Genomic DNA, 13,350 nt, shown 5'->3' with positions numbered 1-13,350 from the left:
CGCGCCGGCTGCGTCACGACGTGGCCGGCGCGACCGCGTCCTGGTCGGCCTTCATGGCGATGCGCAACGGCTTCGGGATCGGCTTGGCCCGGCCGCCGGAGACAAAGGCGACCTGCACGTCGGCTTCGACCAGCAATTCGTCGCCGCGTTTGACCTGCTGATGCAGCGTGATCGAGGCGCCCTTCACTTCCTTCGGTCGCGTATAGAGGTCGAGCAGATCGTCCATCTTCGCAGGCCGCTTGAAGTCGATCTTCATCTGCCGCACGACGAAAGCGAAACCCGGCGCTTCCTTTTCCGTTTCTTCGAACAGCGCGCGGTGATCGGCCCCGAGCAAACGCAGATAATTTGTGCGGCCGCGCTCCATGAAGCGCAGATAGCTGGCGTGATAGACGACGCCGGAAAAATCGGTGTCCTCGTAGTAAACCCGGATCTGCTGGTGATGCAGGCCGTCGGTGACGGTTCCGTCGATTGCGTGGGGAGGGCTCATGACAGTCTCGTCAGCGGCATGATGTGGTCGCGAGTGAGTGGCGCCAACGGCAGGTTGGGCAACGCGCGCGGATCGACCCAGAGCACCTCGTCGATCTCGGCCCGCGCTTCGATGGCGCCATCGACTTCGATGGAATAGACGGAGGCGTGGACGCGGAAACCCGGCTCGTTCGCCGCCACGCATTCGAACACGCCCAGCGATTGCGCGCTGTCCGGATGAACGCGGCAGCCGAGCTCTTCGTGGAGTTCGCGCGCCAGCGCCGTCAGATTGTCCTCGCCCGCGTCCGGCTTGCCGCCGGGCTGCATGAAGGCCGATGTGCCGCGCTTGCGCACCAGCAGCATGCGGCCGCCGCCATCGCGGATCACCGCGGCAACAATCCTGATGATGCCGTCAGTCATCCTCTTCTCCGGCGAACAACCCGAACTGGCTCGGGTCGCGCTTGGGCTCGGCCATGCCAAGATGCTTGAACGCCGCGCCGGTCAGCAATCGGCCGCGCGGCGTGCGCTGGATGAAGCCCTTCTGGATCAGATAAGGCTCGATGATGTCCTCGATGGCGTCGCGCGGCTCCGACAGGGCCGCGGCGATGGTCTCGATGCCGACCGGGCCGCCGGCGTAGTTCTCGGCGATCATCTTGAGATAGCGCCGGTCCATGGCGTCGAGGCCGCTGGCATCCACTTCGAGCGCCGACAGCGCCTTGTCGGCGATCGCGCGATCGACGGCCTTGTCGCCATCGACATGGGCGAAGTCGCGGACGCGGCGCAGCAGGCGCCCGGCGATGCGCGGCGTGCCGCGCGCGCGCTTGGCGATTTCGTTGGCACCGTCCGGCGTCATCGGCAGGCCGAGCACGCGGGCGCCGCGCGCCACGATCTGCTCGAGCTCGGCCTCGGTATAGAAGTTGAGGCGGATCGGAATGCCGAAGCGGTCGCGCAGCGGATTGGTCAGCAGGCCGGCGCGCGTCGTCGCGCCGACCAAAGTGAACGGCGCCAGATCGATCTTCACCGACCGCGCCGCCGGGCCCTCGCCGATGATGAGGTCGAGCTGAAAGTCCTCCATCGCCGGATAGAGGATTTCCTCGACATGCGGATTGAGGCGGTGAATCTCGTCGATGAACAGCACGTCGCGCGGTTCGAGATTGGTTAGCAGCGCCGCGAGGTCACCGGCCTTGGCAATGACCGGGCCCGACGTGGCGCGAAAATTGACGCCGAGTTCGCGCGCCACGATCTGCGCCAAAGTGGTCTTGCCGAGACCCGGCGGGCCGACGAACAACACATGATCGAGCGCCTCGCCGCGCGCCTTGGCGGCCTCGATGAACACCGACAGGTTGGCGCGCGCCTTCTCCTGACCGACGAACTCGGCCAGCTTCTGCGGCCGGATCGACGAGTCGAAATCGTCGTCGCGTTTGTCGGCTGTGACGAGACGCTTGGGGGCGGTGGTCACGTCATTCCCCGCCGATATTTGTTCGGCAGCAGGTCGCCGATGGTCGTCACTTCCGGGCCCTGCTTGCCGTTCGGCACGATGACGCGCGCCTTGGCGTCGTAATCGTGGATGAGTTCGCGGCACGCGCCGCACGGCGACACCACCGCGATATCGCCCGGCTCGCCGGGCTTGGGATGGCGCACCGCGACGATGGTCTCGATGCCCTGATCGCCCTTGTCGGTGAGTGCGGTCCCGATCGCCACCGCCTCGGCGCAGACCGCGCCGCGTCCGACATAGGCATCGAGATTGACGCCAACGATGACGCGGCCGTCGCGCGTGCGCAGGGCGGCGCCGACCTCCTGCCAGTCGTTGCGATAGCGCTGCTTGATCGCCTTGGTGGCGGCGGCGATCAGTTCCTTGTCCTTGTCGGTCAGCTTCATTCGATCAGTCTATCACTTTGCCAGTTCCTTGAGGCCCTGCCGGATCAGCGCCGCGGTCTCGGCGCCCTCGCCCAGCGCACGCGACGCCGCGGCGATGGCGGTCGCCGCCTGCGGCTGGCCGTAGCCGAGATTGACCAGCGCCGACACCGCGTCGAGCACCGGCTTCGGCGCGCGTCGTTCATCGACCGCGCCGGCCACCTGCGCGGCGCCGAAATCGACATCGGCGAAAGCCGGCACCTTGTCCTTCAGTTCCGACACGATGCGTTCCGCCACCTTGTTGCCGACGCCCGGCGTGCGCGCCACCGATGCCTTGTCGCGCATGGCGATGGCATTGGCGAGTTCATTCACTTTCAGCGTCGAGAGCACCGACAGCGCCACCTTGGCGCCGACGCCCTGCACCGTCTGCAGCAGTCGGAACCACTCGCGCTCGGCATCGCTCGTGAAGCCGAAGAGCTTGATCTGGTCCTCGCGCACATAGGTTTCAATGGCCAGCGTTGCCGCTTCGCCCGGCGCCGGCAGCGCGGTGAGCGTGCGCGCCGCGCAATGCACCTGATAGCCGACGCCATTGACGTCGAGGATGACGTAATCCTCGCCGTAGGAGTCGATGATGCCCTTGAGCTTGCCGATCATCGCCCGACAGCCTTCATTTGCACCTTCAACTTCATGACAATGCTGGCGCGGTGATGCGCATGGCAGACGGCGATGGCGAGCGCGTCGGCGGCGTCCTCGCTCTGCGGGTCCGCCTTGGGCAGGAGCACGCCGATCATCAGGCGGATCTGCGCCTTCTCGGCATGGCCGGCGCCGACCACCGTCTTCTTGATCAGGTTCGGCGCATATTCGGCGACCGACAGGCCGGCGCGCGCCGGCACCAGCATGGCGATGCCGCGCGCCTGGCCGAGCTTCAGGGTCGAGGCGCCATTGGCGTTGACGAAGGTCTGCTCCACCGCCGCTTCCTGCGGCGCGTAACGCTCGATCACGGCGGCGAGCCCGTCATGCAGCGCCACCAGCCGCGCGCCGAGATCGGCACGCTCCGAGGTCTCGACCGAACCGCAGGCGACGTGAACGAGCCGGTTGCCGATGGTCTCGATCAGCCCCCAGCCGGTGCGGCGGAGGCCGGGATCGATGCCGAGAATGCGAATCGCCTGACTGGCCATGCCCCGTTGATAGCCCCCGCGGACGTTGCGGACCAGAAGGCGGGTCGCCCCCGCCGGCCCGGCCTGCTAAAGAGGCGGTCCTGCCGGGAATTCCTCATGTCCGATCTGCCCTTCTGGCCGGCTTTTGCCGCCGCCGCCGCCGAACCGCGATTTCTGATCGCCCTCGGCATCGCCGCGCTTGCCGGGCTGGTGCGCGGCTTCACCGGTTTCGGTTCGGCGCTGATCTACATGCCGCTGATGTCGGCGGTGTACAGCCCGCAGGTCGCGGCGCCGACGCTGCTGCTGTTCGACACGCTGTGCAGCCTGCCCTTCGCGCTCAAGGTCTGGTCGCAGGCGACGCGGCGCGAGATCGGTCCCGTCGCCGTCGGCGGCGCGGTCTTCGTGCCGCTCGGCGTCGCCGCGCTCCTTTATGTCGATGTCCTGATCCTGCGCTGGTTCATCGCCGCCTTGGTGCTGGTCGCGCTGGCGGTGCTCGTCTCCGGCTGGCGCTATCACGGCAAGCCGACGGCCGCCGCCTCGTTCGGCGTCGGCGCCATGGCCGGCTTCGGCGCCGGCTCGGTGCAGATCGCGGCGCCGCCGCTCCTCGTATTCTGGCTTGGCGGTCAGAACAGCGCTGCAACCGTGCGTGCCAACATCATGGTCTATTTCATTCTCGAAGGTACGCTGTCGATCATCGCCTACCTGTTCACCGGGCTGTTCGACGGCCAGGTGCTGACGCTCGCCATTCTCCTCGGCGTGCCGTTCGCGGCGGCGATGACCGCCGGTGCCTGGTGGTTCCACGGCACCAGCGATCTGCTTTATCGCCGCCTCGCTTACGTCATCATCGCGTTCTCGGGGCTTGCCAGCCTGCCGCTGTTCGACGCGCTTCGCTGATACAAAGCTAGAGCAGCGTCCCCTTCAGGATCACCAGCGCCACGCTGAAGTAGATGACGAGGCCGGTGACATCGACGAGCGTCGCCACGAACGGCGCCGATGCGCTCGCCGGATCGAAGCCGAGCCGCTTCAGGATGAACGGCAGCATCGACCCTGCCATCGACCCGAAGGTGACGATGCCAACCAGCGCGACTCCGACGGTCAGCGCCACCAGCGGCCAGTACTGGCCGTAGTCGTACAGCCCGAAATGCTGCCACAGCGTGATGCGCACCATGCCGATGACGCCGAGAATGGCGCCGAGCACGATGCCGGTCGGAAGTTCGCGCATCGCCACGCGCCACCAGTCGCGGAGCCGCAATTCCTGCAGCGCCAGCGCGCGGATCAGCAGCGACGTCGCCTGCGAACCCGAGTTTCCGCCCGAGCTCATGATCAGCGGCACGAACAGCGTCAGCACGATCGCCTTTTCCAGTTCGGATTCGAACGATTGCATGGCGCTGGCGGTGAGCATCTCGCTCAGGAACAGCGCGCACAGCCAGCCGGCGCGCTTCTTGATCATGGCGCCGAAGCCCATCTGCAGATACGGCTTGTCGATCGCTTCCATACCGCCGAAACGCTGCACGTCCTCGGTGCTCTCCTCGAGAATGGCGTCGATGGCGTCGTCCACCGTCACGATGCCGAGCACGTGACCGAAATGATCGACCACCGGCACGGCCAGCAGGTCGTATTTGCGGAACAGCCGGCCGACTTCCTCGCGATCGGTCTGCGGCGTGACCGTGATCGGCTTGTTGTCGCGCGCGGCCGACAGGATCGGCGCGGCGGGATCGGCCGAAATGAGCCGGCGGAGCGATACCATCTGCACGAGCCGCTTGCCGTGCGGCTCGAGCACATAGATCGCGTAGACGGTTTCGCGGGTGCGTTCGACGCTGCGGATGTGCTCCAGGGTCTGCCCGACCGTGAAGGTCGAGGGCACGCTGACGAACTCCGTCGTCATCAGGCTGCCGGCGGTGTCCTCCGGATAGACCAGGAGGCGCTCGATGGCGACGCGGGTCTCATCGTCGAGCACGGAGAGAACCAGCGTCTTCGTATCGTCCGGCAGCAGGCGGACGATATCGGCGGCGCGGTCCGCGGACATGGCGTTGAGCAGCGCGGCAGCGGTCGGCGCCGGCAGCGAGCCGATGATCTCGGCGGCCGCCACGAATTCCGGCTGATCGAGCACCTCGACCGCGCGCTCGAGAGGCAAGGCCGCCAGCACCTTCGAGGCGCGTTCGAGCTCGAGATTGTTCAGCGTTTCGGCGTTATCGGCGACATGCTGCTTGAGCATGGCCTGCGCCAGCGCCGCCGGCGGCAGATTGGTCTCGTGAAGAAGGGTGTTGGTTTCCATAGCGCACCTTCAAGGACGGCCATCGTCGGCCGGCCGAGGTGCGTCACGCCAAAAGCGCTAGAGCCTCGAACGCCGAGTACAGGCCGATACTAGGGCCATCGTTTGGCATGGTTGTCGGGATCTCTGCGATTGACGATAGGTTTGCGCGGCCACTGGCGCGCGCCTTCCATTGGACGAGCGACGCAGAAGCGTCAAGGCAAATTCGCCGTAAAAAAGAAACTGGCTGAGCGCTGTGATTCCGGGGCGCGCTAAAAGCGCAAACCCGGAACGGCGATCAGGCGCTCATTTTCTGCATCAGCGCTTCGGACAGCTCGAAGTTGGCGTACACGTTCTGCACGTCATCGCTTTCTTCCAGCGCCTCGACCAGCCTGACGATCTTCTCGCCGGCCTCGTCGTCGACGGCCACGGTGTTCTGCGGCCTCCAGACCATGCCGCTCTTGCGCGGCTCGCCGAACTTGGCTTCCAGCGCCTTGGTCACCTCGTTGAGGGTGTCGAGCTGGGTGACGATCTGGTGCCCGGTCTCGTCCGAGATCACGTCCTCGGCGCCGGCCTCGATTGCCGCCTCCAGCATGGCGTCGGGCGAGGCCTTGTCGGCGTCGTATTCGACGACCCCGATATGGTCGAACATGAAGGACACCGCGCCGGTGGTGGCGAGGTTGCCGCCGGCCTTGGTGAAGATCGAACGGACGTCACCGGCGGTGCGGTTGGTGTTGTCGGTCAGCGTTTCGACGATGACGGCGACGCCACCCGGGGCATAGCCCTCGTAGCGGATCTCCGAATAGTTCTCCTGGTCGGAGCCGGAGGCCTTCTTGATGGCGCGCTCGATATTGTCCTTCGGCATGTTCTCGGCGCGAGCGGCAAGGACCGCGAGGCGCAGCCGGGGATTGAAGGCCGGGTCCGGCAGGCCGAGCTTGGCCGCCACCGTGATTTCGCGCGCGAGCTTGCCGAACACCTTGGAGCGGACTTTGTCCTGCTTCCCCTTGCGGTGCATGATGTTCTTGAATTGCGAATGACCAGCCATGGCTCTTTATCTTGCGCGTTCTGAAAGGGTTGGATTGGTGGGCGCTATATAGTCCGGCGGACGGAGAAAATAAACTCTGAACCTGTCATTCCGGGACGTACCTGAAAGGCTTCACGACACCCCGGAATAACGGGCTAGGAAGCCACCGCCACGTTGCGCAGCATCGCCGCGACGCGCTCGCGCATCGTCGCGACATTGTCGTGAACGCGGGCCTTGTACCGGGCGACCGCGTCCCGATCGACCATGAAGAACTGCTGCTCGGGATAGGTCCGGCCGAAGATGTCGATGAGCATCGAGCGGAACTTGCCGGAGACGATGCCCGGCATCCGACCCGACGGCTCCTCGCTGAAGGCCGCGTACTCGGCGGCGGTGAGCGCGCATAGCAAAGGGTGCAGCCGCGCCGAATGCACTCGTTTGTGGCGCTGGATGATCTGGATGGTGCGGTCGAGCGCCAGCTCCGCGCCGATGTCGGCGCCGATCTGCAGCGGCTGGTCGAGGCTCGCCTCGGTCAGCGGAAACTGCTCGATCAGCCAGTCGCCGAGATGGACGGCGTTGGAGCGGCCGCGGCCGTAGATCCGGACGTCGTCCTCGTAGGGCGCGTACCAGAGATCGAGGCGGTCGATGACGCGGTCGATCATGGCCCGCGGGATCAGTTCGCGATAGGCGGTGCCGAAGATGCCGATGGCGGATTTCGTCCGTTCCAGAATGCGGACGATGTCGTCGCCGATCAGGGGCTGGAACATCGCATTGCCGACGCCGACGACGACGAGGTCATAATCGTCGCGAGCCTCACTCATCCGCTCGCGCAGGGTGCTGAACGTCAAATGGTGGACACGGGCTTCGCCCGGCAGCACGGCGTTGATCATCGAGAGGCCGAGGCGATCGCCGAAATTGCCGGCGTCGCTGTCCGACACCACCGCGACGTTGCACGGCATCACCGGCGCGACGCGGCCCGACGGCGTCAGCCGCATCAGCATCTCGCAATCGCTCACGGGCGCGGTGCATTCGACGCGGAAGCCATAGCGGTCGAACAGGGTGATCAGATCAGCATAGCCCAGGTGATTGACGAAGCCTCGGGCCGCGCGCTCTTCGCCGCCGACCAGATTGGTCGGGCCATAGCTCAGGATGACATCGCGGGCGCAGAACCGCAGATGCGTGAACAGCGCTTCGAGGTCGGCGATCTTCTCGAGGACGCCAAGCATGACGACGATGTCGCACTCGGTCGCCGCCTTGGTCGGGAATTCGGCGCCGGTCAGATCGTGGATCAGCGAGCCCTTGTCATGGGCGAGACGATCGACCGCTTCATACGAACAGCCGAACGGCACCATATCGCGCAAGGTGTCGCCGCCACCGCCGCCGAGATCGAGGATGCGGGCGCCCGCCGGAATGAATTGCGCGGCAAGTTGCGCCCGCGGATCGAGCTTCGATGGCGCATCCGGCCGCCGCGCGTCGTCGGGGACGAGCCTGAGCGCCAAATTCGCGTTGACGTGAAGAGCCATGCCGCCTGCCCAAGGGTCGCCGGACGCGCGCCAGGACGCGCGGGTTCAACGCCCAACAGACAGCGATCATGGTTAACGAGTGGTTAAGCCCAGAAGGCCGGGGTGACCTGGTCGAGCAGCCCGCCGAGCCGCACCGGCGATACCTTCTTCGCCAGCCCGGTCTTGTCGTCGGTTTCCACCGCGATACCGGACAAGGTCGCCGGCCCCGCGCCCGGCTCGAACTTCGCGGTCGGGATCTTGCGCAGGAAGCGGTTGAGCGGCTCGTCCTTGGTCATGCCAATGACGGTATCGTAATCGCCGGTCATGCCGGCATCGGTCATGTAGGCGGTGCCGCCCGGCAGAACGCGGTGGTCGGCGGTCGGCACATGCGTATGGGTGCCGACGACCAGCGAAGCGCGGCCGTCGCAAAAATAGCCCATCGCCTGCTTCTCGCTCGAAGCTTCGCAATGCATGTCGACGATCACGGCGTCGGCGCCCTCGCGCAGCGGACAGGCGGCAAGTTCGCGCTCGACTGCGGCGAACGGATCGTCGAGCGGGTCCATGAAGATGCGGCCCATCGCGTTGACGACCAGCGCGCGCTGGCCGTTCTTGGCTTCAACCAATGCGGCGCCGCGCCCGGGCGTACCCTTCGGATAATTCACGGGACGAATGAGCCGCGGCGCGCGCTCGATGAACACCAGCGCCTCGCGTTGATCCCACGAGTGATTGCCGAGCGTGACCGCATCGGCACCGGCGTCGATCAGTTCATTGTAGATCGTCTCGGTGATGCCGAAGCCGCCGGCGGCATTCTCGCCATTGATGACGACGAGATCGAGTTTCCAGTCCCTGACCAGTCCCGGCAGTCTGTCGAGCACGATGGCGCGGCCGGAACGGCCAACAATGTCACCAATAAACAGAATCCGCATCAGCCTGCTTTCAGAACGCGATGATCTCTTTTTCCGTTAGCACGAAGTCGAGCCGCTCGTCGTGCTCCGTCGCCGGCACCTGCTGTATTTCCTGCATGGCGAAGGCGATGCCGATGGTCGTGATTGGCTTGAACGCGCGCAGCTTCGCAATGGTCCGATCGTAGTATCCGGCGCCGTAGCCGATGCGTTGGCCGGAACGGTCGAAACAGGCCAGCGGCACGAGCAGGATGTCGGGCTTCACTTCCGGCGCCGTGGGCACCGGCTCGCGAATGCCCCACTGACCGGACTTCAGTTCGTCGCCGAAAGCGTAGGCGCGCATGATCAGCGGCTTGCCGCGCGCGTCGATGCAGGGCAGCGCCAGCGTGGCGCCCTCGCCCGCGAGCCTGCGCATCAGCGGCAAGGGATTGATCTCGGTCTTCATCGGCATGAAGCCGGAGACGATCAGGCCCGGTTTGACGTCGCGCGGAAGGCCGCGCGCGGCGAGCGCCTCGGCGGCGGCCTGGCGCTCCGGCGCCGGCATGGCGTCGCGCTGTGCCAGCACGCTGTCGCGCAGCGCTGCTTTCCGCTTGCTGATGTCGTCTTGAGTCAAAACCGGCCAATCGAGATAAGTGCGGAGCCGCAACGGCCGTGAGAGTGTGATCCCGGGAACCTACATAAGTAGGTGGGCGCCATGTGACCAAACCCACGGGTCTGGCCAGGGACAGCTCCCTTGAGGATCGTAAGGCCCCGGGGAATGTATCCCCCACGCACCTCGCAGCCCCGCCAGATCAATGTAGTAGCTCGGCCCGGTTCACGCTAGCGGCCGAAACTCGCGCACAGGCATCGTTTGACGATCGCTTCGCCATCGCGGTCGTCGACGCGGACCCGCGCCGGCCGTCCGGCGCGCCGCATCGCCAGGCATTCGGACACGGCGACCTGGAGGGCGAGATCGCGGGAGTGATACGGCCCCATGTCGCGCCGCCCGCCCTCGATCAACCAGCCCTCATTGTGGCCGGGCTTGACCAGGAAACAGGTGCAATTCATGGCGCGCGGGCTCTCGAATCGGCGGTGGTTCGGCGACGCCCAACAAACTAGAAAGAAAATACTTATCGCAGATTAACAGTCTCAAATGAACAAATCGGTGATCAGCCGATGCCGACGCCGTGCCCCGCCGGCAACGTCTGGTTGAGCTTGCGGGTGATGCCCTCGAGCCGCTCGGCCGCCGAATTGAAGGCGCCGACCACGGCATCGGATGCCGCCTTGGCGCGGTCGGCGGCGACGACGCGCGCATCCTTGAGCGCCGCGATCTCGTCCTCAAGGCGGCGCGACTTGCGCGCGGCCTCTTCCAGTTCGTCGGCCACCATCAGCGCCGCCATCACCGTGAGCCGCGTGTCGCCGATCTCGCCGAAGCGGGCGCGCAGGTTGATGATGCGCTGGTCGATGTCGTGGGCCAGCCCCTGCAGATGCTCTTCCTGTCCGTCCTCGCAAGCGAGACGGAACTGCCGGCCGGCAATGGTCGCGTTCACCGTGCCCATCGGTTACCGATCCTCACCGAGCAGCGCCTGGATTTCGCCGATCGCCTTGTCGAGCCGCTCGCCGACGTCGCGGCTGGCTTCCCGGAGCTGGCGCGCCAGCGCCGCTTCGCCGTCGAGCTGATCGGCCAGCCGCGCCCGATCGACGCCGAGCATCTGCACCTGCGCCGCCAGAGTATCCTCGTTGCGGTCGGCTTCGCGGCGCCGCTCGACGGCGGCATCCAGCGCATCGAGCGCCCGCGCCAGCCGCTTGACCGCAGTGTCAAGCGCGCCCTCGCCGCTCACCCGCGCGCCCGCCGGAGCCGGCGTTGCCGGCTGGTTGTCGTCCTGCGCCCTGAAATCACGCGATCCTATCGCTGCCGTCATCCCGACCACCGCCCGAAAATGCTTGCGGGGCAATTATTTAGATCGGGAAGCTTACGGGCTGGGCGAGCGGCCCGTCAACGTGCGGCGGCCGATATGCCCCGGAGTTTTAGCCTGCCTGTGCACGGCGCAAGCCGGCCCTGTCCGTCACATTGACTCAAAGGCGCACCGTGCTATGCGAACCTCGCAAAACAGGCCGTTTTTCATGTCAGCATCCGCATCGACCGCCGCCGTGACGCATCCCGAGCGTCCCGTGCAACCGATTGGCGCCACGTCGCCGCTGGCCAACGCCATCCGGGCGCTGGCCATGGACGCCGTCCAGCAGGCCAATTCCGGACATCCCGGCCTGCCAATGGGCGCTGCGGACGTCGCGACCGTCCTCTTCACCCAGTTCCTGAAATTCGACCCCGCCGCGCCGAACTGGGCCGACCGCGACCGCTTCGTGCTGTCCGCCGGCCACGGCTCGATGCTGATGTACGCGCTCTTGTATCTCACCGGCTATTCGTCGGTGACGATCGACGACATCAAGCGCTTCCGCCAGCTCGGTTCGAAGACGCCGGGCCATCCGGAAAACTTCATCACCGAAGGCGTCGAGACCACCACCGGCCCGCTCGGCCAGGGTCTCGCCACCGCGGTCGGCATGGCGATCGCCGAGCGGCATCTCGCCGCCGAATACGGCGCCGGCATTGTCGATCACAAGACCTACGTGCTCGCCTCCGACGGCGACCTGATGGAAGGCATCAGCCACGAGGCCATCGCGCTCGCCGGCCATCTGAAACTCAACAAGCTCATCGTGCTGTTCGACGACAACGGTATCTCGATCGACGGCCCGCTGACGCTGGCCGACTCGGTCGATCAGGTGAAGCGTTTCGAGGCCTGCGGCTGGGCGTCGTGGCGCATCGACGGCCACGATCACAAGGCGATCGCCGAGGCGCTGACCAAGGCGCAATCCTCCGACCGTCCGGTGATGATCGCCTGCCGCACCACCATCGGCTTCGGCTCGCCGACCAAGGCCGGAAAGTCCTCCTCGCACGGCTCGCCGCTCGGCGCCGACGACATCAAGGGCACGCGCGAGGCGCTGAAGTGGACCTCGCCGCCGTTCGAAATCCCCGCCGACGTCCTGAGCCAGTGGCGCAAGGCCGGCGAGCGCTCGAAACCGGCGCATGCCGACTGGGACAAGCGCTTCGCCACGCTCGACGGCGCCAAGCGCGCCGACTTTGACGCGCGCATGAAGGGCGAACTGCCGAAGGCCGCGCTCGATGCCGCCGTGAAGGCGGTCAAGGAAAGCCTCAACGCGACGCCGAAGGAAATCGCGACGCGCTCGGCCTCCGAATTCGCGCTTGAAAGCCTCGTTCCCGCGGTGCCGGCCATGGTCGGCGGCTCGGCCGATCTCACCGGCTCGAACAACACGCGCACCAAGTCGATGAAGGCGATGAACGCCTCCGACTTCTCCGGCCGTTTCATCAATTACGGCATCCGCGAGCACGGCATGGCCGCGGCCATGAACGGCATGACGCTGCACGGCGGCATCATCCCCTACTCCGGTACGTTCCTGGTGTTCTCCGATTACGCCCGCCCGGCGATGCGTCTTGCGGCGCTGATGGGCACGCGCGCCATCCACGTCATGACCCATGACTCGATCGGCCTCGGCGAGGACGGCCCGACGCATCAGCCGGTCGAGCATCTCGCCGCGCTGCGCGCGATCCCGAACATGCACGTGTTCCGCCCGGCCGATGCGGTCGAGACCGTGGAATGCTGGCAGCTCGCGCTCGAGAACGCCCACGGCCCGAGCGTGCTGGCGCTGACTCGCCAGAACCTGCCGCAGTTGTCGAAGGACTTCCTCGGCGCCAACCGCTGCGCCGCCGGTGCCTACGAAATTCACGCCGCTGACGGCAAGGCTCAGGTGTCGATCTTTGCTACCGGCTCGGAAGTGGCGATCGCCGTCGAGGGCGCCAAGCTCCTCGCCGCCAAGGGCATTGCCGCCCGCGTCGTCTCGGTGCCGTGCTTCGAATTGTTCGCCGCGCAGCCTGAGGCCAAGCGCCGCGCCATCCTCGGCGATGCGCGGGTGAAGATCGGCGTAGAAGCCGCTGTGCGCCAGGGCTGGGATGCCATCATCGGCTCGGACGGCGCCTTCGTCGGCATGACCGGTTTCGGCGCCAGCGCGCCCTACAAGGAACTCTACAAGAAATTCGGCATTACCGCAGAGGCAGTCGCCGACGCGGCGATGAAGAAACTGCAGAACTAACACCTGAAACGGTGTCATCGCCCGCGAAAGCGGGCGATCCAGTGAAGATCAGGCC

16 protein-coding genes and 1 other RNA gene are annotated in these 13,350 nt (G+C 66.2%); 2 read left to right on the top strand and 15 right to left on the bottom strand.

The features are described 5' to 3' along the window. Window positions 1-13: 13 nt before the first annotated feature. The 6 genes from ybgC to ruvC are packed head-to-tail and all read right to left on the bottom strand — an operon-like array spanning window position 14 to window position 3,497. The gene (gene ybgC / locus ASD45_RS02315; RefSeq protein WP_056910001.1) at window positions 14-487 is read right to left on the bottom strand and encodes a tol-pal system-associated acyl-CoA thioesterase; all 474 of its coding nucleotides are present in this window, start codon (window positions 485-487) and stop codon (window positions 14-16) included. Beyond that, entirely contained in the window at window positions 484-885 is a 402-nt protein-coding gene (locus ASD45_RS02310; RefSeq protein WP_082540596.1) for an NUDIX domain-containing protein, read from the bottom strand. The genes ybgC and ASD45_RS02310 overlap by 4 nt, the downstream gene beginning before the upstream one ends. Beyond that, window positions 878-1,924 (bottom strand): Holliday junction branch migration DNA helicase RuvB, encoded by a 1,047-nt coding sequence (ruvB, locus tag ASD45_RS02305; protein ID WP_056910000.1) that lies wholly within the window; start codon window positions 1,922-1,924, stop codon window positions 878-880. The genes ASD45_RS02310 and ruvB overlap by 8 nt, the downstream gene beginning before the upstream one ends. Next, complete coding sequence (locus ASD45_RS02300) at window positions 1,921-2,343, bottom strand: cytidine deaminase (RefSeq protein ID WP_056909999.1); 423 nt, start codon at window positions 2,341-2,343, stop codon at window positions 1,921-1,923. Before ASD45_RS02300 ends, ruvB begins: the two co-directional genes overlap by 4 nt. 12 nt (window positions 2,344-2,355) lie before the next feature. Beyond that, window positions 2,356-2,973, bottom strand: coding sequence for a Holliday junction branch migration protein RuvA (gene ruvA / locus ASD45_RS02295; protein WP_056909998.1), 618 nt, complete (start codon window positions 2,971-2,973; stop codon window positions 2,356-2,358). Next, window positions 2,970-3,497, bottom strand: a complete 528-nt coding sequence (gene ruvC, locus ASD45_RS02290; RefSeq protein ID WP_056909997.1) for a crossover junction endodeoxyribonuclease RuvC — start codon at window positions 3,495-3,497, stop codon at window positions 2,970-2,972. The genes ruvA and ruvC overlap by 4 nt, the downstream gene beginning before the upstream one ends. A gap of 96 nt (window positions 3,498-3,593) precedes the next feature. On the opposite strand from ruvC, the gene ASD45_RS02285 reads away from it, so the two are divergent. Further along, window positions 3,594-4,370 carry a sulfite exporter TauE/SafE family protein gene (locus ASD45_RS02285; RefSeq protein ID WP_056909996.1) on the top strand — a complete coding sequence of 259 codons (777 nt, stop codon included), beginning with the start codon at window positions 3,594-3,596 and terminating at the stop codon, window positions 4,368-4,370. Window positions 4,371-4,377: 7 nt separating this feature from the next. Here the strand turns inward: ASD45_RS02285 and mgtE are convergent, their stop codons facing one another. The 9 genes from mgtE to ASD45_RS02245 all read right to left on the bottom strand — a co-directional run bounded on the left by mgtE (window position 4,378) and on the right by ASD45_RS02245 (window position 11,053). Continuing rightward, window positions 4,378-5,751: a magnesium transporter gene (gene mgtE, locus ASD45_RS02280; protein ID WP_056909995.1), complete on the bottom strand. Its 1,374-nt coding sequence runs from the start codon at window positions 5,749-5,751 to the stop codon at window positions 4,378-4,380. Between the two features lie 274 nt (window positions 5,752-6,025). Beyond that, window positions 6,026-6,772 (bottom strand): YebC/PmpR family DNA-binding transcriptional regulator, encoded by a 747-nt coding sequence (locus tag ASD45_RS02275; protein WP_056909994.1) that lies wholly within the window; start codon window positions 6,770-6,772, stop codon window positions 6,026-6,028. A 134-nt stretch (window positions 6,773-6,906) separates the two neighbouring features. Continuing rightward, a complete protein-coding gene (locus tag ASD45_RS02270; RefSeq protein ID WP_056909993.1) occupies window positions 6,907-8,271 on the bottom strand; it encodes a methyltransferase domain-containing protein in 1,365 nt (454 codons plus the stop codon). 83 nt (window positions 8,272-8,354) lie between these two features. Next, the gene (locus tag ASD45_RS02265; RefSeq protein ID WP_056909992.1) at window positions 8,355-9,176 is read right to left on the bottom strand and encodes a TIGR00282 family metallophosphoesterase; all 822 of its coding nucleotides are present in this window, start codon (window positions 9,174-9,176) and stop codon (window positions 8,355-8,357) included. A gap of 10 nt (window positions 9,177-9,186) precedes the next feature. Then, the gene (locus tag ASD45_RS02260) at window positions 9,187-9,750 is read right to left on the bottom strand and encodes a 5-formyltetrahydrofolate cyclo-ligase (RefSeq protein WP_056912548.1); all 564 of its coding nucleotides are present in this window, start codon (window positions 9,748-9,750) and stop codon (window positions 9,187-9,189) included. 35 nt (window positions 9,751-9,785) lie between these two features. After that, window positions 9,786-9,939: non-coding RNA, 6S RNA (gene ssrS / locus ASD45_RS22885), on the bottom strand. 32 nt (window positions 9,940-9,971) lie between these two features. Then, window positions 9,972-10,199 (bottom strand): hypothetical protein, encoded by a 228-nt coding sequence (locus ASD45_RS02255; RefSeq protein WP_056909991.1) that lies wholly within the window; start codon window positions 10,197-10,199, stop codon window positions 9,972-9,974. Between the two features lie 101 nt (window positions 10,200-10,300). After that, complete coding sequence (locus tag ASD45_RS02250; protein ID WP_056909990.1) at window positions 10,301-10,690, bottom strand: cell division protein ZapA; 390 nt, start codon at window positions 10,688-10,690, stop codon at window positions 10,301-10,303. A gap of 3 nt (window positions 10,691-10,693) precedes the next feature. Next, the gene (locus ASD45_RS02245; protein WP_056909989.1) at window positions 10,694-11,053 is read right to left on the bottom strand and encodes a DUF4164 family protein; all 360 of its coding nucleotides are present in this window, start codon (window positions 11,051-11,053) and stop codon (window positions 10,694-10,696) included. 202 nt (window positions 11,054-11,255) lie between these two features. Between ASD45_RS02245 and tkt the strand changes: the two genes are divergently transcribed. Then, the gene (gene tkt / locus ASD45_RS02240; protein ID WP_082540595.1) at window positions 11,256-13,295 is read left to right on the top strand and encodes a transketolase; all 2,040 of its coding nucleotides are present in this window, start codon (window positions 11,256-11,258) and stop codon (window positions 13,293-13,295) included. Window positions 13,296-13,350 lie beyond the last annotated feature (55 nt).

This window comes from Pseudolabrys sp. Root1462 (assembly GCF_001426945.1).
GTDB lineage: Bacteria > Pseudomonadota > Alphaproteobacteria > Rhizobiales > Xanthobacteraceae > Pseudolabrys.
The sequence above is the reverse complement of the archived record's forward strand: the minus strand, read 5'-3'. Positions and strand labels throughout refer to the sequence as shown.